The following is a 21,124-nucleotide window of genomic DNA, read 5'->3' as shown; positions in this document are numbered from 1 at the left end:
GCGCGCCGGCCGACCACCCTCGCCGAGGTGACCGGGGCCGCGCTGGTCTGAGGGCGCCCGGGCCGCTACACCGCCAGCATCATCTGGCCGAAGGTGAAGGCGAGGACGTCCTCACGGCGCTGCCCGATCGCGTCGACCCACGACCCCGGAGACACGCCCCTCGTGCGCAGCGCCCCCGGCAGGGCGTCGAAGACCCGGGACCTCTCCCAGGACAGGCGGCTGCCCGGCTCTCCCGTGCGGAAGCCCCGACGCTCCAGCTCGGTGAGGGCCTGGCGCGCCGCCCAGTCGGACAGGCGGCCCGCGTCCTTGAGCGAGTACGCCATCGCCCGCGCGGGCACGCCGAACCGCGCTTTGAGGTCCAGCAGCGCCTCCAGGCCGACTGGTGCTGGCACTCGCGCGCGAAGAGTCTGGCGCGGTACCAGGAGCTCCGCCGCGAAACGGTTGGCCTCGCGCTCCAGGTAACGGTCCGTGACGTGCTCGCCGCGTGTGTCGGCGTGCATGACGAGGTGCCCGAGCTCGTGCGCCAGGTCGAAGCGTGCGCGCTCCGCCGTCTTCGACCGCGCCAGGACCACGAAGGGCTCCCCGTCGGCCCAGAAGCTGAAGGCGTCCACGCCCTCCTGACCCTTGTCTCGAGCTCCTCGGTTCGCGCTCGAGCTCCCTGGGGTTGTGGCGTACGGTCGAGCGCAAACCGAGGAGGTGGGCTGGATGGTGCGGGTGGTGTGAGTGGGGTGGTGCGACACGCCGTCCCGCACCCCAGGGATGTGATGCCCGTCACCTCGAAGCTCCTAGGGCTCCCGTCCGGCCTGTCGCGGAATACTGGCGAAAACGGCCACCTATTCCCGTGGCAGCATCTCACTACACCACAACATCTTGTGGTCGCGATTCTTCTCGACCACCGGATGATGTGTCACAACCGTGTGGTTCGGTTGTAGTGTCGTGACCGGCGACGACGCCCCGGACCTCCCCGAGCCGCTGCACAGGGCGCGCTCCGACGACCGCCGCCCAACCGCACCCCGCCCCGCACCGATGGAGAGACCCGTGTCCGACGCGCACCTCGCAGCAGCCCACCCCGAGCTCGTGGCCCACGGCTCCGCCGACTCCGCCGTCGCCCACGGCTCGCGCCCCGTCGTCGACGCCGTCGCCACCATCACCGAGTACCTGGACCGCTCCGACTGGCGCGTCAACGCCAACGCCAACCAGGGGTACTCGCTGGGCGGCATGATCCTCAACACCAGCGGCAAGGTCATCGCCAACTACTGGCTGAGCCAGATCTACTCCCAGGCCGCCGGCGACGCCCACCGCAACGGCGACATCCACATCCACGACCTCGACATGTTCGCCGGCTACTGCGCCGGCTGGTCGCTCAAGTCCCTCCTGCAGCAGGGCTTCAACGGCGTCCCCGGCAAGATCGCCTGCAACCCGCCCCGCCACTTCTCCAGCGCCGTCGGCCAGATCGTCAACTTCCTCGGCACCCTCCAGAACGAGTGGGCCGGTGCCCAGGCCTTCAGCTCCTTCGACACCTACATGGCGCCCTTCGTCCGCCTGGACGCCATGACCTACGACCAGGTCCTGCAGTGCATGCAGGAGCTCATCTTCAACCTCAACGTCCCCTCCCGCTGGGGCACCCAGACGCCCTTCACCAACCTCACCTTCGACTGGACCTGCCCTGCGGACCTCGCCGACGAGCACCCCCTGGTCGGCGACGAGCTGTGCGGCTTCACCTACGGCGACCTCGCCGACGAGATGGCCATGATCAACCGCGCCTTCATGGAGGTCATGACCGCGGGCGACGCCGACGGACGCGTCTTCACCTTCCCCATCCCCACCTACAACATCACCAAGGACTTCGACTGGGACGCGGACAACGCGGACCTGCTGTTCGAGATGACGGCGAAGTACGGCCTGCCCTACTTCCAGAACTTCATCAACTCCGAGCTCGACCCCGGCATGATCCGCTCCATGTGCTGCCGCCTCCAGCTCGACCTGCGCGAGCTCCTCAAGCGCGGCAACGGCCTCTTCGGCTCCGCTGAGCAGACCGGGAGCGTCGGCGTCGTCACCATCAACATGGCGCGGCTGGGCTACCTCCACGCCGGTGACGAGGAGGGCCTGGTCGCCGCCCTCGACCGCCTCATCGACATCGCCTCCGACACCCTCGAGCTCAAGCGCGTCGTCATCCAGCACCACATCGACGCCGGCCTGTTCCCCTTCACCAAGCGCTGGCTCGGCACCCTCGACAACCACTTCTCGACCATCGGCGTCAACGGCATGAACGAGATGGTCCGCAACTTCACGTCCGACGCCTACGACCTCACCGACCTGCGCGGCCACGACATGTGCGTGCGCCTGCTCGACCACGTGCGCGAGCGCATGGTCCAGGTCCAGGAGGCCACCGGCCACCTGTACAACCTGGAGGCCACGCCCGCGGAGGGCACCACCTACCGCTTCGCCAAGGAGGACCGCAAGCGGCTGCCCGGCATCCTCCAGGCCGGCACGGACGCCAACCCGTACTACACGAACTCCTCCCAGATCCCCGTCGGCTACACGGACGACCCCTTCCTCGCCCAGGAGATGCAGGAGGAGCTGCAGACCAAGTACACAGGTGGCACCGTCCTGCACCTGTACATGAACGAGCGCGTCTCCTCGGCCCAGGCCTGCAAGGAGCTCGTGCGCCGCTCGCTCACGGCCTTCCGCTCCCCCTACATCACGATCACGCCGACCTTCTCGATCTGCCCGACCCACGGCTACCTCGCCGGCGAGCACACCACCTGCCCCAAGTGCGCCGAGCTGCACCCCGGCGCCGAGCCCGTCGAGTGCGAGGTGTGGACGCGCGTCATGGGCTACTTCCGCCCGGTGCAGTCCTTCAACATCGGCAAGAAGGGCGAGTACGCCGAGCGCACGATGTTCACCGAGGGGGCCGCCGGTGCCCACGGCCCGGCCGTCTCGCACCTGACCGCGACGAGCGCGTGAGCACCCGCCCCGGAGAAGGAGGAACGAGTGGCGGATTGGAGCGTTGAGCTCACCCCGCGTGCCGAGAAGGCGCTGACCCGGCTTGATCGCAGCGTTCAGGAGCGTGTGGTCCGCAAGCTGCGGGAGGTCCAGGCGGCAGATGAGCCGCGGGCCTTCTTGAAGCCGATGACGGGACCACTCGCGGGGAAGTTCCGGCTCCGGGTTGGGGGCTACCGGGTGGTCATCGATGTCCAGGATGCGCGCTGCGTGATCCTCGCGATCGATGTCGGTCACCGTTCCGCTGTCTATGATCGCTGACGTTGCCGGGCCTGGTCGCGAGTAGACCGCTGAGGAGTCGGGGCTCTCACCGTTTCTGTGGTGAGAGCCCCCGACTCCTCAGCGATGAGGGGCCTGTGTCCGGTGCCGTACGGGTTGCGGGGTTGTGGTGAGCGAGGTTCACTCTTATGCTGTAAACATGTCTACAGCGGTTCTGAGCGTACGGCTTCCGGAGGACCTCAAGCACCGGCTCGACGACCTGGGCAGTCGCACCGGTCGCTCGGCGACCTTTTATGTGCGTCAGGCCGTTGAGTCCTACATCGATGAGCTGGAGTACGCGTACGCGCTGAACGCGGAAGCGGAGGCGGCGCGACGTGGCGAGATCAAGACGCGCCGCCTCGATGAGATCGCGGCGGCCCTCGGCCTCGATGCCTGAGGCTGAGGGGGCGAGAACCCTGCCGGCAAGCCCCGCGGACTCGCTGCGGATCGCGGGGCTCGTGCCCATGTCCACCGTGGACTGGCCGGACCACCTCACCGCGACCGTCTTCACACAGGGCTGCCCCTGGAACTGCTTCTACTGCCACAACCGCGACCTCATCCCCACCCGCACCCCCGGCGCCGTCGCCTGGCAGGAGGTCCGCGACCTGCTCGCGCGACGCCGGGGGCTGCTCGACGGCGTCGTCCTCACGGGCGGAGAGGCCCTGCGCCAGGACTGCCTGGCCGACGCCGCCCGCGAGGTCAAGGACATGGGCTTCCAGGTGGGCCTGCACACGGCCGGCATGTACCCGCGTCGCCTGCGGGACCTGGTGGGGGCCGGCCTCGTCGACTGGGTCGGACTCGACGTCAAGGCCCTGCCCGAGCACTACACGCAGGTGGTCGGCCGACCGAACGCCGCGGCCAAGGTGTGGGACTCGCTCGAGGCCCTGCTCGCCTCCGGCACGGACCTGGAGGTGCGCACCACCGTCGTCCCCGGTGACGTCACCGCCGACGACGCCGTGGAGGTCGCCCGCCGGGTCCACGAGGCCGGGGCCCGGGTCTACGCCCTGCAGCAGGCGCGCTCACGGGGCACGAGCGGCACCTTCCCGGCGGCGGCCCCCGGCTGGGACGCCCAGTGCGAGCGCATGGCCGCCGCCATCGAGGCCCTGGGCTGGGAGCGCTTCACCTACCGGCCCGCCTGAGCGCGACGCCGTCGGCCCGATAACCCTGCCCCCGCCGTCGTGGTGCCGAGACCTGAGCCCTCACGCTGAGACCTGACCCGAGGGGCCAGGCGCCAGTGTGAGACGTCAGGCCTCAGCCGGAGCGGAAGGGCCGGCTCAGGCGTCGGAGCGCACCAGGCGCAGGCCCCCGGCGACCACCGCCGTCACCACCCACGCGAGCACGACGGCGCCATCGTGCCAGGCCCCCTCGCGCACCCAGTCCTGGGCCGCCGCCCCCGGCAGCCACGTCGCCCAGGACCCCAGGGCCTGGGAGGTCGCCGGGGCGACGACGACGAGCAGCAGGAGAACCGAGGTCGTGGCGAGCACGTGCCTGAGGAGCGCGCCCGTCCCGGCGGACAGGAGCGCCACCGCCACGAGCCAGGCCCCGGTGCGCACCGCCACCTCCACCGAGGCCCGAGCCGGGTGCTGGTCGAGCACGACCAGCGCGGTGGCCGCCAGCACCACGGCCACTGGCAGCACCGCAGCCGCCAGGACCACCAGCCGCCCCGCCCAGACGGCACCCCGCCCGGGCACGACGAGCAGCGTCGTGCTGCCCATCGCGCTCATGTGCTCCTTGGTGGACATGAGGACGCCGACGGCGAGGAAGCCGGCCTGGACGAGCCCCGCCCAGGTCCACAAAGCCGCGGCGATGGCCTCGGGCGTCACCGAGTCCGCGGCGGGCGCGTCCTGGCGCAGGGCGGCGAGCACGAGGACGCAGGCGGCCGCCGTGAGCGCCACCGTCCAGCGCAGTGACGGCAGGCAGGCCGCCTTGAGCGCCTCCGCCCTCAGCACGTTCACCGCGAGCCTTCCGGGGAGGTCAGAGCGAAGAAGGCCTCCTCCAGGTCGCTGTGGCCCCGGGCCACCTCGGCCAGCGTGCCGCTGGCGCGCACCCTGCCCTCGGAGATGACGGTGATGTCGTCGGCGACCTCGGCCAGCTCGGACAGCACGTGGCTGGAGACCAGGACGGTGCCTCCCGCACGGGCCCGCTCGCGCATGAGGTCGCGCATCCAGCGGATGCCGGCGGGGTCCAGGCCGTTGACGGGCTCATCGAGGATGAGGATCTCAGGGTCGCCGAGCAGGGCCGCCGCCAGCCCCAGGCGCTGGCCCATGCCCAGGGAGTAGGTGCGCACGCGGCGCCCGGCCGCCTCGGCCAGGTCCACGAGCTCGAGGACCTCCTCCACCCGACGTCGGGGGATGCCCGATCCGGCGGCCACCCAGCGCAGGTGCGCGCGTCCCGTGGAGGAGGGGTGGGCGCCGGCGCCGTCGAGCACCGCGCCGACCGTGTGCAGGGGGTGGCGCAGCTCGCGGTAGGGGCGCCCGCCCAGCAGGGCGGTGCCGGCGTCGATCCGGTCCAGGCCGAGCAGGCAGCGCAGGGTGGAGGACTTGCCCGCCCCGTTGGGCCCGACGAAGCCGGTGACCCTGCCGGGACGGGCCACCAGGTCCAGGTCGTGGAGCACCGTGCGCGAGCCGTGCCGCTTGATGAGGTTCTCGATGGTGATCATCCTCAGGCGTCCTTTCGTGTCCAGGGGACGACGGTGAGCGCGAGCCCGGCCAGCGCCCAGGCGGCCAGCGCGGCCCACGCCCCGCCGGCCGGTAGCGCGCGGCCGCTGTAGTCGGTGAGCATGAGGCTGTAGGCGGCGGCGTCGGGAAGCCCGGCGGCCAGGTCCGTCACCCTGGACAGCAGGAGGCTGGGGGAGACCAGCACGGTGGTGGTCACGCACCAGGTCAGGGGCACGAGCGCCCCGCGGGTGAGGCAGGCCAGGCCCATCGCGCCCAGGGCGCTGACGACCCACCAGGCGTACAGGCCCGCCACCCTGCCCCAGGGCACCGGCCACAGGGTCGGCGACCACTCGCCCAGCGCCCTCGTCGTGATGGTGAAGGTGAGCGCGCAGGTCAGGGCGGCCAGCACCGCCGCCGTCGCGAGCACGAGGAGCACCTTGGCGGCCACCGTGGCTGAGCGCCGGGGCTCGACGAGGAGGGTGGTGCTCACCTGGCGCGCCGAGCCGAGCGTCTGGGTGTTGGGGGTGTGCTCCGCGGCCAGGCACACGGTGGCGAGGACGACGACGCCCACCACCCCGAAGCTCGCGTCCATGACGCCCATGTCGGGCCGCATCTCGTGCAGGTAGGACCCCGGGTCGGCTGCCAGCTCATCGGCCATGCCCCGGGTGTTGAACAGGACGAGGGCTACCGGCAGGACCACGGTGAGGGCTGCCCCCACCCAGGCTCCGGGGAGCGCGGCCAGCTTGAGCGCCTCGGCGTGCAGGGCCCGCAGCAGGACGGGGCGGCCCGGCTGGGCGGGGTGGAGGTCGCGGTGCTCCGGGCGGCCGTGGCCACCAGGGTGGCCCGGGCCGCCAGGACCGGTGGCGCCGCGTGAGAGCGGAAGGGTGTCGTTCATGGGACCAGGCTGGGCGCGGGCGCCGGAGGAGCGCATCGGCGCCCTGGACGAGCGGGCGTCGCGGGCCTCGGACCCAGGACCCTCGGACCCTGGTCCGATGAGGACGCCGGCCGCTTGTCCCTACACTGCGGGGCGTGCCCGTTGCCCTTCGCTCCCGCCTGCGTCGGACGGCCGTGGTTCTCGGCCTCGCCGTCCTCCTCATGGTGGGCGTCGCCCCGGGGCCGGAGCGGGCGGCCTGGGTCCAGGCCCTCGCCTGGGCCGTCCTCGTGCTCCTCGTCGGTGCTCTGCTGTGGCTGCGACGGCGGGACCGGGCCGCCTATGAGGCGGCCCTGACCGAGCAGGCGGCCCGCACCGCCGTGGCGGAGGACCGTCTGGACATCGCCCGCGACCTGCACGACCTCGTCTCCGGCAGCCTGGGGACGATCACCGTGCGCGCCGCCGTCGCCCAGCGCCTGGAGACCGGCGCCGACGGCCTGCGCGCCGCCCTGGCCGAGGTCGAGCAGGTCTCGCGGGCCGCGACGGCGGACCTGCGCTCCATGCTGGCCGTCCTGCGCGGACAGGACCCCGCCCCGGCCCCTGGCACGCCCCGCCTGGCCGAGGCCGTCGAGCAGGCCGCGGCCGGGGCCCGGGCCCTCGGCCTCGAGGTCCGCGCACGCGTCGAGCCCGGTGCGGCCGCCCCCGCCGCCGGGGACCTGGCTCTGGCCGTGGTGCGCGAGGGGCTGGTGAACGCCGCCCGGCACGCTGGGCCCGTCGCGGTCGGTGTCTCAGTGCTGTCCGACGGCGAGGCGCTGAGCGTCGAGGTCGTTGACGAGGGTCCCGCCCCGGGCTGGGCGGCGCGCCCCGGCACCGGCACCGGCCTGGCCGCCCTGGCGGAGCGGGCCGAGCGGGTCGGGGCAAGGCTGAGCGCCGGGCCGCGGGAGGGACGGGCCGCTGAGGTGGGGGACGGTCCCGCCGTCGCCGCAGGCCCCGGTTTCCGGCTCAGTGCAAGGATTCCCCTGGACGCGGGGGCAGAGCGGTGAGCGCGCCGGTGCGGGTGCTCGTGGCCGAGGACCAGGCCCTGCTGCGAGCCTCCCTGGCCGCACTGCTCGACGCCGAGCCCGATATCCAGGTCGTCGCCCAGGCCGCCGACGGCGCCGAGGCCGTGCGGCTGGCGATGAGCCTCGCCCCCGACGTCGTCCTCACCGACATCCGCATGCCGGTCACCGACGGGATCGAGGCGACCCGGCTCATCTGCGAGGCGCTGCCGGGCACGCGCGTGCTCGTCCTCACGATGTTCGAGGTCGACGAGTACGTCCTGGGCGCCCTGCGAGCCGGGGCCTCCGGCTTCCTGCTCAAGGACGCCGAGCCCCAGGCCGTCGTGGACGCCGTGCGCGCCGTCCACGCCGGGCAGAGCCTGCTCAGCCCCCGGGCCCTGGCCCGGCTCATCGACCCGGTGCCCGCAGGGGGCGGTGGGATCGAGGGGCTGACCCCGCGCCAGACCGAGGTGCTGCGGCTCATCGCCCGGGGCCGCTCCAACGCCGAGATCGAGGCCGAGCTGGGCATCACCCGGGCGACGTGCCGCACCCACATCACCGCGCTGCTGGCCCGCCTGGGGGCCCGCGACCGCGCCCAGCTCGTCATCGCCGCCTACGAGGCGGGCCTGGTCTGAGTCCCGACGTACTCGGATCAGCGCTACAGTGACGGTGGCCCTCCCGACGCCCGTTCCCGCGGGTCGCCTTTCCCTCTTCGGCGACGCCGAGTCCTTGGCGGTTCGGGGCGCGCTCAACTGCCTTCTTCCAGGTCCCACCTTGTCCCCGCGAGGTTCTCATGACGTTCCCACCTGCCCGCCCCGGTGCTCCCTACCCGCCTCGGCCCACGGCACCTTTCCGTCAGTCACCGCCTCAGCGCTCGGCAGGTGCCGGGAAGGTTGCTGCGTTGGCTGCCGTCCCGGCCTTCGTCCTGGGAGTGGGGATCGGGGGTGCCGCGACCGCCGAGGGTGAGTCCTCGACCCCTCAGGTGGCGCCGTCTCCTGTGGTGACAGTGGTGTACGAGCCGACGCCGGTACCCACCCTGGTGCCAACGGTTGTCTACGAACCGACCCCCGTGCCGACACCGGTCCCCACCTTCATCTACACCACTGCTCCGCAAGAAACGAGCGACAGCGATGGAGCGGCGTCTGTTGCCGATCCGGTCCCAGCCCCCGCGCCGGAGCCGGCTCAGGCGGATGCGTACTACGCCAACTGCACCGAGGCCAGGCAGGCGGGTGCCGCGCCCTTGTACGTCGGCGATCCGGGCTACAGGTCGGGCCTGGACCGTGACAAGGACGGGATCGCCTGCGAGTAGGTGACGGGCTGCCGGGGACGCACGGCACGCCGCCCGTGGGTCCGGGCCGAGTCAGGACCACAGGGGGTAGAACATGTGCTACTGGCTTCGTAGACCGGTGTCATGAACGCGAGCACAGCCCCTGTTGAGCCCGCCGTCAGGGTTGCCTCCGGTGAGAGAACCGTCGGTCTGCGCGAGGTCAACCAGCGCGCCGGCCAGATCTACCGCGAGGTCGAGTCCACCGGTGTACCCGTGACCGTCACCGACCACGGCCGCCCTATCGCCCAGATCGTCCCGATCCGTCGCGACGAGACCCCCTTCGAGCGGCTGGTCCGCCTGGGGCAGGTGCGCCGGGCCAAGCGACCCTTCCGGATCCCGACGGAGCGGTACGTGCTGCCTGAGGGTGTGGACCTGGAGGAGTTTCTGCTCGGGGAGCGCGAGGAGGAGAGGTGATCGACGTCGACACGTCGGCGGCGCTCCTCATTCTCCTGCAGCAGTCCGGAGCCGAGGCGGCACGGGCCTTCCTGACGCGCCTGGTGCCCGACCAGCAGGTCGTGGACCGTGCCTGCGCCCTGACGGGCGAGCTGAACTCCCTGGACGCGATCCACCTGGCCACCGCCCTCCTACTGGACGACCCGCGCGACCCGGTGACCGTCTTCACCCACGACGCGCGCCTGGGCGGCGCCGCTCGGGCGCGCGGGCTGGAGGTCGTCGACCCGCTGGGATGAGCCGGCAGGGGCCGTGGCACGCTCATGTGATTAGGCGCTGAGCATGATCCGCATGATTCCACGGTTTTTCGGATTGCTCGCGTGGCTTCCTGGGGCTCCCATGTGCGTGAGCGGTCCTCATGCACATGGGAGCCAGCGCAACCGTCCTCGAGATCGGGGCGTGAGCCCCGGGATCGCAACGAAAACCCGGGATCGCCGGAATCACTCGAGCGTCATGAGCGTGCCACGGCCCCTGCCGCCTCACCCGTGCTCGCGGAAGACGACCCGACGCTGGAGCGTGTACGAGGCGAGGTAGAGCAGGCCGTCCACCACCGGCTTGGCCAGCGCCAGCGGCGCACCCGCCCCGGTCAGCACGGCCAGTCCTAGGTAGGAGGCCGCCACGAGCCCCACGGCCAGCAGGACGTAGCGCACGCCCGTGCGCCACAGCGGGCCCGTCGCCCGGAAGACGCGCCGGTTCATCGCGAAGTTCGACGCCCCGGACACGAGGCGAGCCCCCGCCACCGCGGCCAGCAGGCTGCCGGTCAGGGCGTGCAGCAGAAGCACCATGAGCCAGTCGATGAAGAAGCCGCCCAGGCTCGCGCCCGTGAAGCGCAGCAGCGGCGCGTAGATCCGCGCCGAGTCCCGCAGCGGCCGGAAACGGCTCGAGGTGTTGCCCGGCTCGTAGACCGTCTCGATGCCGACCTGCTCCACCTCGAGACCCATCTCGTGGGCACGCAGCAGGGCGCTGAGCTCGTACTCGTAGCGGTCGCCCGGCACCTCGAGCATCCAGCCGTAGCCGCCCGCCGGGTAGCCGCGCAGCCCCGTCTGCGTGTCACGCAGCCGCCATCCGGTCGCGCCCCGGAAGAGCAGGGCGGTGACGTCGTTGCCGATCCGCGAGCGGGCCGGCACCGGGCTGGTGAATTCCCTCACGCCCAGCGTCATCCGGCCGGACTCGCGCACCCGCCCGGCCACCGCCGCGATGTCCGACGGCGTGTGCTGGCCGTCGGCGTCGGCGCACACGACGTCCGCACCCGGCCAGGCGTCGGCCGCCCGGGCCAGGCCCCTGCGCAGCGCCCGCCCCTTGCCGGCGTTGACCGGGTAGGACAGGACCTCGGCGCCGCGCTGGCGGGCCTCGTCGAAGACGTCCGCCCAGGCGGGACCGGAGCCGTCGTCGACGACGAGCACCTGCACGCCCTCCAGGTCACGGCGCAGGCTGGTGACGAGCCGGGGCAGGCGGGCGTCGGGCCGGTAGGCGGGTATGAGGACGACCAGGCGCGCGGGCGCCGTCGGGGCGTGGGACGGGGCCGTCCCACGCCCGGGCAGGGAGGCCTGGGCGCTCGGACGGGTGCTCATCTCAGGCCCCCGTCGCGACGTAGAGGATGTCGGAGGTGGCGCGCTCGCCGCCGTTGGACGGCTGGTTGACGATCTCGCCGTTGAAGTACATGGCCGAGGAGCCGCCGCCGTCGAGGTTGTAGGCGCACTGGCAGCCCAGGCCCGCCATGAGGCCGGCCAGCTCCGGCAGCGTCATGCCCCGCGAGTAGCCCTCGTCGCGGCCGTCGACGACGACCACCACGTAGTGCGCGTCATCCACCCAGCCGATGGCCGTGCGCGGCTGGTTGCCCTGGATGGAGTGGTTGCCGACGTTCGTGTCCACCTCGACCCGGTCGATGCCCTCGATGACGGCGCCCGCGCGCACGAGCGCCGGGCCGAAGGAGCAGGTGGACCACGCGCCCGCGTCGAGGAGCGCCTGGGCGCTGGTCGTGGTCTCGTGTAGACCTCGGCGTGGCCGTCGGTGAAGAGGGCGATGCCCTCGCGCACGCCGTCCTCGCGGTAGACGACGCCGTTGCGGATGAGGATGCCGTCCTCGCGGAAGCCGTAGTAGTCGCCGTTGACGGCGAGGACGGCGCCCACGGACTGGGCGATCTCGCTGGGGGCCTGGGTGATGTTGCGGCCGTACTGGTTGTGCGCGAAGGCTGAGCGCAGGGCCGTGGCGTCGGACAGGACGACGTCGGCGACGTGGTAGGTGACCGTGTCCGAGCCGGAGCCGGTGGTGAGCGTCTCGATGCTGATGCTGGTCGCCGACGAGGTGTACGTGCGGCCCTCGACCCGCGCGCCGGTGGGGGTCGCGGAGGAGGCGGTGGAGGCTGCCGAGGTGGAGTGGGCCGCCTCGTGGGCGGCGACGTCGGCGATCTCGGTGTGGTCGATGACGAAGCGGTCCAGCGCCCAGGTGCCGGCGCCGGTGGCGGACAGGCCGAGGAGGGCGGCGCCGCCCACGAGGAGGGTGCGGCGGCTGGTGCGCGGCAGGGTCTGGCCGCGGACGTGCTGTGTGCTCATGGCGTGAGCGTCGGCGGTGGGCGTGTGACGGCCGTGAGGCCGGGTTGTGCCGCTCCTGTGAGAAGGGGGTGGGCGAGCCCGGCTGGGCTTCGTCCAGTTCGTCGCCGGCGGCATCGCCTCCCCGCTGGTGGGGCTGACGGGCTCCGCCTCGGGCGCGGCCTTCGGGGTCACCGTCGTGGTCATCGGCCTCATCGCGAACGTGCTCGCCGCCTTCGGCGTGCGGGCCCGGGGGGACAAGGAGCGTGCTGCGGCCGCCAGGGCTGAGCGCGCGGCCCACCGTCTGGGGCGCTGAGGGGTCGGGGGCCGACGGCGGTCCCGACGTCGACCCCCATATTACATTGGTGATTCCACTCAGTAGAGCAACTACTGAGACAAGTTCTTATTGTTCGGCTATGGTTGCTGACACCCGGTCAGGACGTCCTCGACGCCGTCGACGCCCCGACCGGTGCACGCGACCGCGCACCCGCCAGCACGAGACCCGGCCTGGCGGCCGAGCAAGGAGACACCCATGAGCGACAGCACCCACCGCGACCCTCAGGACACCGCCCCCACCGGCTGCCCCATGGACCGCGCCGGACTGGGCGAGCACCTGCCCAGCCGCAACGACACCACCGGCCAGGGCCGCATGACGATGGCCAACGGCTCACCCGTCCACAACAACCAGGACTCCATGACCGCCGGCGTGCGCGGCCCCATCGCCCTCCAGGACGCCTGGCTGCTCGAGAAGCACGCCCACTTCAACCGCGAGGTCATCCCCGAGCGCCGCATGCACGCCAAGGGCTCGGGCGCCTGGGGCACCTTCACCGTCACCCGCGCCATCCCCGAGCTCACCCGCGCCGCGATCTTCGCCACCGAGGGCAACCAGTGCGAGCTCTTCATGCGCATGTCCACCGTCGCCGGTGAGCGCGGCGCCGCCGACGCCGAGCGCGACATCCGCGGCTTCTCCGTGCGCCTGTTCACCTCCGAGGGCAACTGGGACGTCGTCGGCAACAACACCCCCGTCTTCTTCTTCCGCGACGGCAAGAAGTTCATCGACCTCAACCACGCCGTCAAGCGCGACCCGCGCACCAACCTGCGCAGCCCCAACACCAACTGGGACTTCTGGACCTCGTTGCCCGAGTCCCTGCTCCAGGTCACCATCACCATGTCCGACCGCGGCATCCCGCTGTCCTACCGGTACATGCACGGCTTCTCCTCCCACGCCTACTCCTTCATCAACGCCGAGGGCGTGCGCACCTGGGTCAAGTTCCACTTCCGCTCCCAGCAGGGCGTCGCCAACCTCACCGACCAGGAGGCCGCCGCCGTCGTCGCCCAGGACCGCGAGTCCAACCAGCGCGACCTCTACGAGTCCATCGAGAAGGGCCAGTACCCCCGCTGGACCATGTACGTCCAGACCATGACCGTCGAGCAGGCCGAGGCCATCACCGGCTGGAACCCCTTCGACCTGACCAAGATGTGGCCCAAGGCCGACTACCCCTTCCAGGAGGTCGGCGTCCTCGAGCTCAACCGCAACCCCGACAACTACTTCCAGGACGTCGAGCAGGCCGGTTTCACGCCCCAGAACATCGTCCCGGGCATCGGCTACTCCCCGGACAAGATGCTCCAGGCCCGCCTGTTCTCCTACGGCGACGCCCAGCGCTACCGCCTGGGCGTCAACCACCACCAGATCCCGGTCAACTCCCCGCGCGGCGTGGCCTGCCCGCACTCCTTCCACCGCGACGGCGCCATGCGGGTGGACGGCAACGCCGGCTCCCAGAACGCCTACGAGCCCAACTCCTACGGCAACTGGCAGGACTCTCGCGGGCTCTCCGAGCCCGTCCAGGCCGGCGGCGACGTCGCCATGTACGACTTCCGCGAGGACGACCACGACTACTACACCCAGCCCGGCATGCTCTGGCGCGCCATGACCCCCGAGCAGCAGCTCGTCCTGTGCGAGAACACCGCCCGTGCCATGGGCGACTCGACCCTGCAGATCAAGCACCGCCACATCTTCAACTGCTACCACGCGGACCCCGCCTACGGCCGGGGCGTGGCCCAGGCACTGGGCATCGACATCGGTGCCGTGGACCTCGACGGCCCCACCGCCGACTCCTACGAGCTGTGGCTCGAGCGCAACCGCGCCAACGCCGAGCTCGACGTCCCGACGGCGCCGGCCTCCCCGGCCTCGGCGGCGGGGCTCGGCCCGGCCGGACGCGACACCAACGCGGCCGACCCGACCTCGCTCACCGACCCCATGAACGACCCCTACGTGCTCTGAGCCCCGGCTCTGCCCACGGAACCGGGCGTCCGACGGCGGCCCGCCACCTCCCAGCGGAGGCGGCGGGCCGCCGTCGTTACCTCATAGTCGTGCGTTGTCTTGCCAGGGGGCCAGCGTCTCCCAGTTCTCAGGAAAACCCATGACTGTCAGGTCCAGCGGTGCACCGCTTCCGTCTCTGATCCCGGTGGGGAGCTTCCGGATCTGGGTCCGCAGCGGCAGGTGCCAGCGGCTTTCGGCTGGGTGGCTCCGCAACACATAGGCCAGGAGCGTGAGGTGCATGTAGATCTTCGGTGACTTGTGGCCGCGTAAGTGCTGCAAGGCGTCTGCTGGGACCTGGCTCGGCTGGATCGTGATCTTGCGCTTGACGTTGCTGTTGAACAGCCGCAGGTCATGCGCACAAATGTTGCGAAGGTCAACGAAGGCGCGAGTCCACCGAGTCAAGGCGTTGCCGTTGCGTACCCCGAAGAGCCGGGCGACGGCGTTACGGTCCTCGTCACGCATGAGGTCCATGAAGTATGGAAGGGAGCCGAAGGAGACGACGTCGAGCGCGATCCAGATCGGGGGAGGTGTGTTCTCGTAGGCAACGAGGTGGTGAGCCACTGCGTCGCTCTGCCTCGCATCATGTGTCGCATCCCGAACGGTGTGCTCCCACCGCTCCAGGAGTGTGGCTGACGACCCCTTTTGTTGCTGTGCGGTCTTTCGTGGGTCAAGACTGTCACGAGGCTGGTCGAGGTGCGCGTAAGCCCCTCGCACGGAGACAACGCCGATGAGCGCGCTGCGTAGGCGTGCTTCGTACTCGAGAACCCCCTGGAGCACGACCTCCCTGAGCCGACGGTCGAACTTGTACAGGCGCATGACATCGTCATGGCTCGCACCCTCGATGAACTCGTCTGACCGAAACCGTCGCTGGGCCGGGTCTTGCTCGTCATCCGGGAGAAGCTGACGAAGGGGATAGCGGTAGCCGCCGAGCCGGTGGTAGCCGTAGGTCTGGAGGTCCCGCAGTGCGCCCGTCCGGTCAGGAACACTGAGACCTCGCTCCACCAGGAGGTCCAACAGCTCCTCGTCACTGCGCGAGTGCTTGGGGAACGACGGTGTTGCCACCTATGCGCTATAGAAAACCGCCCCCGTGATGGCGAGCCAACAGCGGGGGGCGGTGTCTGATGAGAGGCACACTATCGCACCTCTCGATATGTGTGAATGCTGAAGTGGGTGGTGTCGCCCGCCCTCACCGCCTCGCGCTGCGGGCGGCCACCGCCACGAGCAGACCCCAGCAGATGACGCCGGACGCGGCGGCGCCCACCAGGACCGGGCCGATGCCGGCCCAGTCCAGGGCGCCGGAGCCCGACAGCGCCGTCGAGCCCAGGGACTGGGCCGAGGTCACCAGAGAGTACGGCCACAGCCGCGCCAGCGCCGAGGCCTTGACGCTCAGCGCGATCCCCACGACCGTGCCCACCAGCCCCAGCGCCACCGGCGTGCCGAAGGAGCGCAGCACCATCGCCAGCAGGGACTGCAGGGCCACGAGCGGCAGCGCCGCGACCACCGTCAGCGCCCCGGCCACGGCCACCACCGCCGGCAGGCCGCCCGGCAGGCGCAGCACCACAGCGCCCGAGAGCCAGGTGAGGGACACGAGCACCACCTGCATCGCGAGGACCGGGACCATCGTGACGAGCGTCTTGGCGACGGCCACCTGCGCCACGGAGGCCGGGGTGGTGCGCATGGCGTTCCAGGAGGTCCCCCGGTGCTCGGGGCGCCACACGGCCGCGCAGACGAGCGCCACCCCGACCGAGAGGAACAGGAGCCCGTAGAACAGCGTCACCTGGCTCGTGTAGGAGGCCCAGCCCGGAGACAGGACCCCCTGGTTGCCGGCGTAGTTGACGCTGCCGGTGATGACGGTGAGCGCTGGCAGCAGGAGCGTGAACACCCACACGAGGGAGCGGCGCAGCTTGAGCGCCTCGACCGCCATGAGGTCGATGAGGGCGGCCCGGCGGGGCGCGTGCTGAAGAGATGCGGACGTGCTCATGTCTTACCTCTCGATCCGGTCGAGTCGTGCGGTGGCGGCGGCGAAGGTGGTGGCCGCCAGGAGGAGGAAGCCGATGACCCACGGCCAGTCGGGGGACGTGTAGACCACCTGGAAGGCGCCGTCATCCAGGTCCCCCACGGTCACCGCCGGGGTGATGGCCGCCCAGTAGCCCCAGGGGACGAGGTGCGTCAGCCACGGCGGCATGAGCAGGGCGAACAGGGAGATGAAGGAGCCGAGGAACCCCACCCCGACGCAGATGATCTGGTTGTCCACCAGCGCCGCCAGCAGCAGGTGCAGCCCGCAGGCGACGACGTCGAGGACGAACAGGCTCAGCCCGTAGGCCAGCCACGGTGCGGTGTCCAGCGCCCACGTGGCGCCGACCAGTCGCCCGGCCACCACCGGGAGCGCGACCTGAAGGACGACGACGGGCGCCAGCACCCCGGCCAGGGCGGTGAGCTTGGCCCGGCACAGGCGCCCGGGCGTCAGCCCCATCGTCGCCGACAGGTTCCAGCCCCCACCGGTGTGCTCGACGTCGACGAGCCGGCTCGCCAGGACCGACACGAGCAGCGGGGAGACGAGCGCGGCTGACATCGACACGGTCAGCAGCCGGTCGGGCCAGGGGTCCCTCACCGCGTTGGCGAGGTGGTCGCGGGCGGAGGCCGAGACGGGAAGGGACAGGGCCAGGCACACGCCCAGCAGGGCCAGGGCGACCGGCCACAGCCGCAGGCGGCGCGTCTTGGCCACCTCCAGGCGCACCGCCGTCGCCCAGGACAGGCCGCCTGCGGCGGGGCCGGGGCCCCCGGCGGCCGGTGAGGTGGGCAGGGGTCCGGGCGTCGTCGTCATCACAGGACCCCCGCCCCGCCGGTGAGCGCCATGAACACGTCCTCCAGGCTCTGGGACTCGCGCCGCACCTCGTGCACCGACACCCCGTGGGCCACGAGCCGGCGCACGAGCTCGGCCACGCCGTCGGCCGCCAGCCCCGGCACCACGAGGCCGTCAGCACTGCGCCTGGCCACACCGGGGGCCGCGACCAACCCGGCGAGCAGCCGCCCGGCCTCCTCGGGGGACAGGGCGGCGACGTCGGGCGTCACCACCCGCAGGTCCGGCACCGAGCGCTCCATGAGCGCCGCGCGCGTGCCCTGGAAGACGAGGCGCCCGGCCGCCAGCACCCCCAGGACGGAGGCCGTCCGGTCGATCTCGTCCAGCAGGTGGCTTGAGATCATGACCGTGACCCCCTCACCGGCCAGGGACACGAGCAGGTGGCGCACCTCCTCGATGCCGGCCGGGTCGAGGCCGTTGGTGGGCTCGTCCAGGACCAGTAGCTCCGGCTCGCGGGCCAGCGCCATGGCGATGCCCAGGCGCTGCTTCATGCCCAGCGAGTAGGTGCGCACGAGCCGGTCCTTGTGCTCGCTCAGGCGCACCAGGGCCAGGGCCCGGTCCACCTGCGCCTGGGACAGGGACAGCATCCGGGCGACGACCCGCATGTTCTCCGCCCCCGTGAGGTGACCGTAACCGGGCGGCTGCTCGATCATCGAGCCCGTGCGCGCCATGAGCGCGGCGCGTGTGGCGCGGGTGAGCGGCTGCCCCAGGAGAGCGACGTCGCCGCGGGTGGGGGCCAGCAGGCCCAGGAGCATCTTCATCGTCGTCGACTTGCCCGAGCCGTTGGGGCCCAGGAAGCCGTAGACGGCGCCGCGCGGGACGGCCAGGTCCAGGCCGCTGACGACGGTGCGCGCCGCCTCGCCCTTGCCGAAGGTCTTGGTCAGGCCGTGGGTGACGACGGCGAGGTCCCCGTGGGCGGGGCGGGCCGCGCCGCCGGGGCGGGCGCCGGCCTCGGCCGGATGCTGGTGTGTGAGAGAGTGCTGTGTCATGCCCCCAAGGCTTCCCGCCGCGGGGCCGGGCGTCGTCAGGCCCGGGTCCGATCCTCACCGCCCCGGGGTGCGCGACCGTCATACCCGGGTAGGACGAGGCGCCGCCCGGCCGTCGCTACGGTGGCGGGTATGACCCAGCCCCACCGGAGCCCGCAGGAGCCCGGGCCGCTCGCGCGCCTGCGCCGCCTGCCCCGCCCCGGCTGGCCGGACCTCGTCGCCGCCGCCCTGCTCGTGTACGTCAGCGCCTGGAACGTCCCCGACCCCCTGTCCGCCTCGGCCTCCGCCCACATCGGCGCGACCGGGGCGCCGGCCCTGTTCGCCGTCCTCGTCGCCGCCGGGGCCGTGGCCACCCTCCTGCGCCGCGTCCTGCCGATGGCGAGCGTCCTGCTGGCCTGCCTCGCCTGCCTGGTCCACTTGGCGGTCTATGACTCCCTGTCCTTCCTCGCCGTCGGGGCCGGGCTCATCGCGGTGGAGACGACGACGAGCCGCCTGCCGCGCCCCTGGGCCTGGGTCCTGCTCGCCGCCCAGGGCGTGGGCGCCGCCGCCGGCACCGTCCTGGCCGGGTACCGGGGCGCGGGGCTGGAGATGGAGCCGGCCCGGATGGGGGCCCTGGTCACCATCGCGCTCGTCTTCGTCGCCACGGCCGCCCTCACGGGACTGCTGCGGCGCCGCTCCCGCGAGCGCCGGGACCAGGTGCGTGAGCGCCTGGCCCTGCTCACGGCCCAGCAGGAGACTGAGCGGCGCCTCGCCGTCGTCCAGGAGAGGAGCCGCATCGCCCGCGACGTCCACGACCTGCTCGGCCACTGCCTGTCGGTCATCGGTATGCAGGCCGAGGGCGCCCGCGCCGTCCTGGCCACCCGGCCCGAGGAGGCCGAGCGGGCGCTCGCGGTCATCGGGGAGACGAGCCGGCGGGCCGTTGACGACGTGCGCGCCCTCGTGGACGTCCTGCGCGGCGACGACGACGAGCCGGCTGCCCGGCCCCTCGGCCCGGGAGGCACTGTCGAGCCCGGTGCGCCGGGCGGTGCTGCGGGGAGCAGCCCGGACGCTGCTGCGGATGCTGCGGCGGGCGCGGGGGCCGGTGGGACCGGCCGCGAGCCGGGCGTCGAGGACGTGCCGGGCCTCGTGGCCGGGGTGCGCGAGGCGGGCACGGCGCTCACCCTGAGGCTCGACGTCGCCGCCGCGGTCCCCGAGCCGGTGAGCGCGTGCGCCTACCGGGTGGTCCAGGAGGCCCTGACCAACGCCGTGCGCCACGCGCCGGGCGCCTCGGTCGCCGTCGAGGTGGACGTCACTGAGAGCCGGGTGGAGGCCACCGTGAGCAACACCGCCTGCCAGCCCGGGGCCGACGCCGGTGCGCGCCGCAGCGGGCTGGGACTGGTGTCGATGAGCGAGCGCGTCCACGCCGTCGGCGGCACCCTCACCGCAGGGGCTCTTGCCGACGGCGGCTGGCGGGTGCACGCCGTCGTGCCCGTGGGTGGAGGCCGGGCATGAGCGCCCAGGTCCCGGTCCGCGTGGCCCTGACCGACGACGAGCCCCTGCTCACCGCCGGCCTGGCGATGATCCTGTCCGCCCAGGAGGACATGGAGGTGGCCTGGCAGGCCGCCGACGGCGCCACCGCGCTGCGCCGGGCCGTGAGCGACCCGGTGGACGTCCTCCTCCTGGACGTGCAGATGCCCGGTCTGGACGGCATCGAGACGACCCGGCGGCTCGTCGCGGAGGGCGCCCAGGGGCGGGTCGTCATCCTCACGACCTTCGACACCGACGGCTACGTCCTCGGGGCGATCGAGGCCGGGGCGGCCGGCTTCCTGCTCAAGAGCACCCCGCCCGCGGACCTGCTCGACGCGATCCGCACCGTCCACGCCGGTGACAGCGTCATCTCACCGGGCCCGACGCGGCGCCTGCTGGCGGCGGTGCGCCGGGGGGCGGCCCCGGGCGCGGGGCGCACCGGCCCGGGCGGGGCAGGGCCGGTGCCGGGCCTGGCGGCGGGGCTGACCGAGCGGGAGCGCGAGGTGCTGCGGCTCATCGCGCTGGGGCTGACGAACCAGGAGCTGTGTGACCGGCTGTGGCTGTCGATGACGACGGTCAAGACGCACGTGTCCCACCTGCTGGCCAAGACCGGCAGCCGCGACCGGGTCCAGCTCGTCCTCACGGCGATGCGGGCCGGGGTGGTCGACGTCGAGGAGGTGCTGGCCGAGGGCGCCTGAGCGCGGGTCGGGCCTGGTTGGTGGGGCCGGGGGGCGGCTCGCGGCTGAGAGGGCGGTCCCGCTCAGTCGCGGCCGGCCGTCCACAGGGCCAGGGCGACGGCGAAGACGCTCACCACGGCTTGCGCCAGCAGCAGCGTGGGACCTGCGCCCGCCCCGAGCAGGACCATGACGAGGGGCCACATGACGAGCGCCGCGGCGTCCGGGCCCTGGGAGAGGGGGCGCAGGAGGCCCTGGGGGACCGGGCCGACCGGGGAGGCGATGACGTCGGACCAGTTCGGGTGGGCCCGCATGGCCGAGCGCACGGCCACGCCGCCCCAGCCGACGCCGGCGAGCACCCCGGCCCCGAGGAGCCAGCCGGCAGAGCCTGCCCGCCCGCCACCGGCGAGGGCGAGCACCCCGCCGAGCACCGCGCCCCACACCATGAGGCACGCCGCCGGCACCACGAGGTGGCCGGCGCGCACCCACCGGGGCGAGGCCGGCCATGAGGCGTCCGGCCCGCCGTCGAAGGCCGCCCGCCGGGCCGGGTCGCCCACCGCGACGGTTGCGAGGAGCGCTGCGGCGAGCACGACGCCCGTGCTGGCCACCCAGTGCAGCCCGGGCACGAGCAGCAGCGCGCTCAGGCC

At 72.6% G+C, this 21,124-nt stretch carries 22 protein-coding genes and 2 pseudogenes; 13 read left to right on the top strand and 11 right to left on the bottom strand.

What is annotated here, in order from left to right; translation table 11 throughout:
* Positions 1 to 65: 65 nt before the first annotated feature.
* Positions 66 to 740: an ImmA/IrrE family metallo-endopeptidase gene (locus H6X67_RS03590; protein WP_311765871.1), complete on the bottom strand. Its 675-nt coding sequence runs from the start codon at positions 738 to 740 to the stop codon at positions 66 to 68.
* A gap of 286 nt (positions 741 to 1,026) precedes the next feature.
* On the opposite strand from H6X67_RS03590, the gene H6X67_RS03585 reads away from it, so the two are divergent.
* The 4 genes from H6X67_RS03585 (at position 1,027) to H6X67_RS03570 (ending at position 4,400) form a co-directional block, all read left to right on the top strand.
* Positions 1,027 to 2,967, top strand: coding sequence for a ribonucleoside triphosphate reductase (locus tag H6X67_RS03585; RefSeq protein WP_249367852.1), 1,941 nt, complete (start codon positions 1,027 to 1,029; stop codon positions 2,965 to 2,967).
* A gap of 27 nt (positions 2,968 to 2,994) precedes the next feature.
* A complete protein-coding gene (locus H6X67_RS03580) occupies positions 2,995 to 3,264 on the top strand; it encodes a type II toxin-antitoxin system RelE family toxin (protein ID WP_249367850.1) in 270 nt (89 codons plus the stop codon).
* 157 nt (positions 3,265 to 3,421) lie between these two features.
* On the top strand, positions 3,422 to 3,658 hold the full coding sequence (relB, locus tag H6X67_RS03575; RefSeq protein ID WP_249367847.1) for a type II toxin-antitoxin system RelB family antitoxin: 237 nt from the start codon (positions 3,422 to 3,424) through the stop codon (positions 3,656 to 3,658).
* Positions 3,651 to 4,400, top strand: a complete 750-nt coding sequence (locus H6X67_RS03570) for an anaerobic ribonucleoside-triphosphate reductase activating protein (protein WP_249367846.1) — start codon at positions 3,651 to 3,653, stop codon at positions 4,398 to 4,400. The genes relB and H6X67_RS03570 overlap by 8 nt, the downstream gene beginning before the upstream one ends.
* A gap of 135 nt (positions 4,401 to 4,535) precedes the next feature.
* On the opposite strand, the gene H6X67_RS03565 is transcribed toward H6X67_RS03570, so the two are convergent.
* Genes H6X67_RS03565 through H6X67_RS03555 form a run of 3 tightly spaced genes read right to left on the bottom strand, consistent with a single transcriptional unit; the run spans position 4,536 to position 6,813 of the window.
* On the bottom strand, positions 4,536 to 5,216 hold the full coding sequence (locus tag H6X67_RS03565) for a cupin (RefSeq protein WP_249367844.1): 681 nt from the start codon (positions 5,214 to 5,216) through the stop codon (positions 4,536 to 4,538).
* A complete protein-coding gene (locus H6X67_RS03560; protein WP_249367842.1) occupies positions 5,213 to 5,920 on the bottom strand; it encodes an ABC transporter ATP-binding protein in 708 nt (235 codons plus the stop codon). The genes H6X67_RS03565 and H6X67_RS03560 overlap by 4 nt, the downstream gene beginning before the upstream one ends.
* Before the next feature lie 2 nt (positions 5,921 to 5,922).
* A complete protein-coding gene (locus H6X67_RS03555; protein ID WP_249367840.1) occupies positions 5,923 to 6,813 on the bottom strand; it encodes an ABC transporter permease in 891 nt (296 codons plus the stop codon).
* Positions 6,814 to 6,947: 134 nt separating this feature from the next.
* Between H6X67_RS03555 and H6X67_RS03550 the strand changes: the two genes are divergently transcribed.
* The 5 genes from H6X67_RS03550 (at position 6,948) to H6X67_RS03530 (ending at position 9,842) form a co-directional block, all read left to right on the top strand.
* Positions 6,948 to 7,832 (top strand): sensor histidine kinase, encoded by an 885-nt coding sequence (locus H6X67_RS03550; protein WP_249367839.1) that lies wholly within the window; start codon positions 6,948 to 6,950, stop codon positions 7,830 to 7,832.
* The gene (locus tag H6X67_RS03545; protein WP_249367837.1) at positions 7,829 to 8,461 is read left to right on the top strand and encodes a response regulator; all 633 of its coding nucleotides are present in this window, start codon (positions 7,829 to 7,831) and stop codon (positions 8,459 to 8,461) included. Before H6X67_RS03550 ends, H6X67_RS03545 begins: the two co-directional genes overlap by 4 nt.
* A 158-nt stretch (positions 8,462 to 8,619) precedes the next feature.
* A complete protein-coding gene (locus H6X67_RS03540; protein WP_249367836.1) occupies positions 8,620 to 9,135 on the top strand; it encodes an excalibur calcium-binding domain-containing protein in 516 nt (171 codons plus the stop codon).
* 102 nt (positions 9,136 to 9,237) lie between these two features.
* Positions 9,238 to 9,567 (top strand): type II toxin-antitoxin system Phd/YefM family antitoxin, encoded by a 330-nt coding sequence (locus tag H6X67_RS03535; RefSeq protein ID WP_249367835.1) that lies wholly within the window; start codon positions 9,238 to 9,240, stop codon positions 9,565 to 9,567.
* Positions 9,564 to 9,842, top strand: a complete 279-nt coding sequence (locus H6X67_RS03530; RefSeq protein WP_249367834.1) for a PIN domain-containing protein — start codon at positions 9,564 to 9,566, stop codon at positions 9,840 to 9,842. Before H6X67_RS03535 ends, H6X67_RS03530 begins: the two co-directional genes overlap by 4 nt.
* A gap of 240 nt (positions 9,843 to 10,082) precedes the next feature.
* Here the strand turns inward: H6X67_RS03530 and H6X67_RS03525 are convergent, their stop codons facing one another.
* A complete protein-coding gene (locus H6X67_RS03525) occupies positions 10,083 to 11,174 on the bottom strand; it encodes a bifunctional glycosyltransferase family 2/GtrA family protein (RefSeq protein ID WP_249367833.1) in 1,092 nt (363 codons plus the stop codon).
* 1 nt (position 11,175) lies between these two features.
* A pseudogene (locus tag H6X67_RS03520) lies at positions 11,176 to 12,269 on the bottom strand (phosphodiester glycosidase family protein).
* Positions 12,270 to 12,282: 13 nt separating this feature from the next.
* Here H6X67_RS03520 and H6X67_RS03515 point away from each other — a divergent pair.
* Positions 12,283 to 12,447, top strand: a complete 165-nt coding sequence (locus H6X67_RS03515; RefSeq protein WP_283251307.1) for a hypothetical protein — start codon at positions 12,283 to 12,285, stop codon at positions 12,445 to 12,447.
* Between the two features lie 216 nt (positions 12,448 to 12,663).
* Positions 12,664 to 14,412, top strand: coding sequence for a catalase (locus H6X67_RS03510; protein ID WP_283251306.1), 1,749 nt, complete (start codon positions 12,664 to 12,666; stop codon positions 14,410 to 14,412).
* 81 nt (positions 14,413 to 14,493) lie between these two features.
* Here the strand turns inward: H6X67_RS03510 and H6X67_RS03505 are convergent, their stop codons facing one another.
* The 4 genes from H6X67_RS03505 to H6X67_RS03490 form a co-directional block, all read right to left on the bottom strand.
* Positions 14,494 to 15,513, bottom strand: coding sequence for an Abi family protein (locus H6X67_RS03505; RefSeq protein WP_249367832.1), 1,020 nt, complete (start codon positions 15,511 to 15,513; stop codon positions 14,494 to 14,496).
* Positions 15,514 to 15,637: 124 nt separating this feature from the next.
* Complete coding sequence (locus H6X67_RS03500; protein ID WP_249367831.1) at positions 15,638 to 16,432, bottom strand: ABC transporter permease; 795 nt, start codon at positions 16,430 to 16,432, stop codon at positions 15,638 to 15,640.
* Between the two features lie 3 nt (positions 16,433 to 16,435).
* Positions 16,436 to 17,275: an ABC transporter permease gene (locus tag H6X67_RS03495; protein ID WP_249375293.1), complete on the bottom strand. Its 840-nt coding sequence runs from the start codon at positions 17,273 to 17,275 to the stop codon at positions 16,436 to 16,438.
* On the bottom strand, positions 17,275 to 18,300 hold the full coding sequence (locus H6X67_RS03490) for an ABC transporter ATP-binding protein (RefSeq protein WP_249375291.1): 1,026 nt from the start codon (positions 18,298 to 18,300) through the stop codon (positions 17,275 to 17,277). The genes H6X67_RS03495 and H6X67_RS03490 overlap by 1 nt, the downstream gene beginning before the upstream one ends.
* A gap of 129 nt (positions 18,301 to 18,429) precedes the next feature.
* Between H6X67_RS03490 and H6X67_RS03485 the strand changes: the two genes are divergently transcribed.
* Positions 18,430 to 19,788: a sensor histidine kinase gene (locus H6X67_RS03485; RefSeq protein WP_249375289.1), complete on the top strand. Its 1,359-nt coding sequence runs from the start codon at positions 18,430 to 18,432 to the stop codon at positions 19,786 to 19,788.
* Positions 19,785 to 20,501: a response regulator gene (locus H6X67_RS03480; RefSeq protein WP_249367827.1), complete on the top strand. Its 717-nt coding sequence runs from the start codon at positions 19,785 to 19,787 to the stop codon at positions 20,499 to 20,501. The genes H6X67_RS03485 and H6X67_RS03480 overlap by 4 nt, the downstream gene beginning before the upstream one ends.
* A gap of 62 nt (positions 20,502 to 20,563) precedes the next feature.
* Here the strand turns inward: H6X67_RS03480 and H6X67_RS11795 are convergent.
* Positions 20,564 to 21,124: pseudogene (locus tag H6X67_RS11795) on the bottom strand (hypothetical protein); the annotation flags it as partial.

This window comes from Actinomyces sp. AC-20-1 (assembly GCF_023369555.1).
Lineage (GTDB): Bacteria > Actinomycetota > Actinomycetes > Actinomycetales > Actinomycetaceae > Actinomyces.
Note: the sequence above shows the minus strand (reverse complement) of the source record. Positions and strands in the feature narration are given on the sequence as shown.

What these genes read in the sequence shown, in the direction of transcription:
- relB (WP_249367847.1), top strand. Translation starts at nt 3,422, where the DNA reads ATGTCTACAGCGGTTCTGAGCGTACGGCTTCCGGAGGACCTCAAGCAC.
- H6X67_RS03585 (WP_249367852.1), top strand. Translation starts at nt 1,027, where the DNA reads ATGGAGAGACCCGTGTCCGACGCGCACCTCGCAGCAGCCCACCCCGAG.
- H6X67_RS03510 (WP_283251306.1), top strand. Translation starts at nt 12,664, where the DNA reads ATGAGCGACAGCACCCACCGCGACCCTCAGGACACCGCCCCCACCGGC.
- H6X67_RS03490 (WP_249375291.1), bottom strand. Translation starts at nt 18,300, where the DNA reads ATGACACAGCACTCTCTCACACACCAGCATCCGGCCGAGGCCGGCGCC.
- H6X67_RS03495 (WP_249375293.1), bottom strand. Translation starts at nt 17,275, where the DNA reads ATGACGACGACGCCCGGACCCCTGCCCACCTCACCGGCCGCCGGGGGC.
- H6X67_RS03480 (WP_249367827.1), top strand. Translation starts at nt 19,785, where the DNA reads ATGAGCGCCCAGGTCCCGGTCCGCGTGGCCCTGACCGACGACGAGCCC.
- H6X67_RS03570 (WP_249367846.1), top strand. Translation starts at nt 3,651, where the DNA reads ATGCCTGAGGCTGAGGGGGCGAGAACCCTGCCGGCAAGCCCCGCGGAC.
- H6X67_RS03560 (WP_249367842.1), bottom strand. Translation starts at nt 5,920, where the DNA reads ATGATCACCATCGAGAACCTCATCAAGCGGCACGGCTCGCGCACGGTG.
- H6X67_RS03535 (WP_249367835.1), top strand. Translation starts at nt 9,238, where the DNA reads ATGAACGCGAGCACAGCCCCTGTTGAGCCCGCCGTCAGGGTTGCCTCC.
- H6X67_RS03525 (WP_249367833.1), bottom strand. Translation starts at nt 11,174, where the DNA reads ATGAGCACCCGTCCGAGCGCCCAGGCCTCCCTGCCCGGGCGTGGGACG.
- H6X67_RS03540 (WP_249367836.1), top strand. Translation starts at nt 8,620, where the DNA reads ATGACGTTCCCACCTGCCCGCCCCGGTGCTCCCTACCCGCCTCGGCCC.
- H6X67_RS03555 (WP_249367840.1), bottom strand. Translation starts at nt 6,813, where the DNA reads ATGAACGACACCCTTCCGCTCTCACGCGGCGCCACCGGTCCTGGCGGC.
- H6X67_RS03500 (WP_249367831.1), bottom strand. Translation starts at nt 16,432, where the DNA reads ATGAGCACGTCCGCATCTCTTCAGCACGCGCCCCGCCGGGCCGCCCTC.
- H6X67_RS03485 (WP_249375289.1), top strand. Translation starts at nt 18,430, where the DNA reads ATGACCCAGCCCCACCGGAGCCCGCAGGAGCCCGGGCCGCTCGCGCGC.